Origin of the sequence: Hydrocoleum sp. CS-953 (assembly GCF_002260545.1) — a bacterium.
In the GTDB taxonomy this organism is placed as follows: Bacteria; Cyanobacteriota; Cyanobacteriia; order Cyanobacteriales; family Microcoleaceae; genus Trichodesmium.
Genome location: NZ_LGSU01000132.1, coordinates 1 through 2,236, shown reverse-complemented (window position 1 = coordinate 2,236; position 2,236 = coordinate 1). Strand labels below are relative to the sequence as shown.

The following is a 2,236-nucleotide window of genomic DNA, read 5'->3' as shown; positions in this document are numbered from 1 at the left end:
ATATTAACTATTATTTAGCTTTTCTTTATATTCCACAATTTAAAACTTCCATTACATTATTTATTACTAATATTAACAATTACATTGACCCAACATACAATCTTTAACTTTTAACTTTTGACTTTTAACTTGAGGCGATCGCAACGACTAAACCCTAAAAGTAATAAATTTAGGACTTACGCACTTTCGTACCCGGTTTCTAGGATAAATCGTTGCGCATGAGCAATAGAAGTCTAGGACAAACCGGGTTTGGGGGGTTCACATGGCTTTAGTCCTGAAATTATAGATACCAAATGGGTTCTATAATTCCTATTCCTCCTAACTCTGTAGGGACGTTGCACAGGCAAAAATGCGTTTTCCGTTCCGGAATGCTACGCAAACATGTCGCACAGCAAAACATCCCTACCTACTCCCTACTCCGGAACAGTAGAGCTGACTGATTCACGTTGATGTAATCTATTGAACCAATTTTTTAAATTATCATATTCCAAAAGCCAATCTTCATTTAACCGAAGGTTGTAGTAACCCAAAGAACATAATACTGCTACATCTGCTATCGTCCATTCTTCATCACCTAACAAATACTTAGATTTAGCTAATTGTTGCTCAAAAACTGTTAAGAGACGATTAATTGCCGTTTCTAATCTTGTTCGATACTCAGGAGGGGCAAAATTGTTTGTCAAATTTAACTTCCATAAATTGGTAACACTATCCCCTAAATTATCTCCTAAATCTTCCCATTTACGACATTCAAGTTTTGCCTTGGGATGAGTAGGGTAAAAGTTTGGTTCTGGATAAGTTTCGTCTAAATACTCAGCAATTAATGTAGAATCCCAAATGATTGTGCCATCTTCTTCTACAAACACAGGTACACTACCAATGGGAGAAATTTTCAGAAATTCAGCTGGTTTATTCTTGAGATTAACTTCCTTGAGTTCATAATCTAATTTTTTTTCTGCTAACAATATCCGAATTTTTCGAGCAAAGTGTGATTGTTGATGATAATATAAAATTCTTTTCATTATCATATCTCCAAAGCTATAAATNATTCCAAAACGGAGCCGAAAAAGCTATATCAGATACTTTTGTATAATTTCTAATTATGTCAAAATAAAAATATTGCTGAATTATTGGGGAGAAAAAATGTCAGAAACTGCAGATTTCGATTTAGTTATTAAAAATGTACAGGTAGTACGCCCAAATCATAATTCTATTGATCGCCTCGACTTAGGAATTAAAAATGGCAAGTTTGCTCACATCGCTCCAGAAATTAACCCAGAATTAGCTAATGAGGTATTTGATGCCAAAGAATTATTAGGTTTTCCAGGGTTAGTAGACTCCCATCAACATATTGGTATTTATCAACCTCTACCTCAAGATGCTATTACAGAAACAAAAGCTGCTGCTATGGGTGGGGTGACAACGGGTTTAACTTATATTCGTACTGGGCAATATTATCTCAACCGAGGCGGTGCTTACAAAGATTTTTTTCCTCAAGCATTGAAACTTTCAGAAGGTAATTTTTATGTAGACTACTGCTACCATCTCGCCCCCATTAGCAGTAGTCATATTGATGAATTACAGTTATTATTTGAGGAATATGGGGTTTCATCATTCAAAATATTTATGTTTTATGGAGGCTATGGTTTACACGGAATGTCAGACCAGCAAAACCTATTTTTGATGATTAACAAGTCAGAAAGATATGATTTTGCTCATTTTGAATTTATCATGCGGGGGTTAACTAAATTACAGGAAACTTACCCAGAAATGCAGGATTATATTAGTTTGAGTTTGCACTGTGAAATTGCCGATATTCTCAATGCCTACACTAAAATAGTCCAAAATGATAGTTCTCTTACTGGTCTCAAAGCTTATAGTGCAGCTCGTCCTCCCCATTCTGAAGGATTAGCGATTTTTCTTGCTTCCTATTTAGCTTATGAAACCAATTGTCTGAATATTAATTTATTGCATCTGAGTTCCCGGAAAGCAGTGGAAGCAGCATTAATGATGCAAGCAACATTTCCTCATATCAACTTTCGCCGAGAAGTGACAGTGGGGCATTTATTATTAGATGTAGATGCACCTACAGGCAAATGGGCAAAAGTAAACCCACCTATTCGTCCCCGTGAAGATGTAGAATATTTATGGCAAGCAGTATTAAACCGACAAATTGACTGGATAGTTAGCGATCATGCCTGTTGTTCGGCAGAGAAAAAAGCTAGCAGTCAAGATC

2 protein-coding genes are annotated in these 2,236 nt (G+C 35.8%); one reads left to right on the top strand and one right to left on the bottom strand.

What is annotated here, in order from left to right; genetic code table 11:
- Window positions 1–413 precede the first annotated feature (413 nt).
- The gene (locus AFK68_RS00940) at window positions 414–1,022 is read right to left on the bottom strand and encodes a glutathione S-transferase family protein (protein ID WP_094670908.1); all 609 of its coding nucleotides are present in this window, start codon (window positions 1,020–1,022) and stop codon (window positions 414–416) included.
- 121 nt (window positions 1,023–1,143) lie between these two features.
- On the opposite strand from AFK68_RS00940, the gene AFK68_RS00935 reads away from it, so the two are divergent.
- Window positions 1,144–2,236 (top strand): dihydroorotase family protein (locus tag AFK68_RS00935; RefSeq protein WP_143437390.1); only part of this gene is annotated, 1,093 nt, incomplete at its 3' end.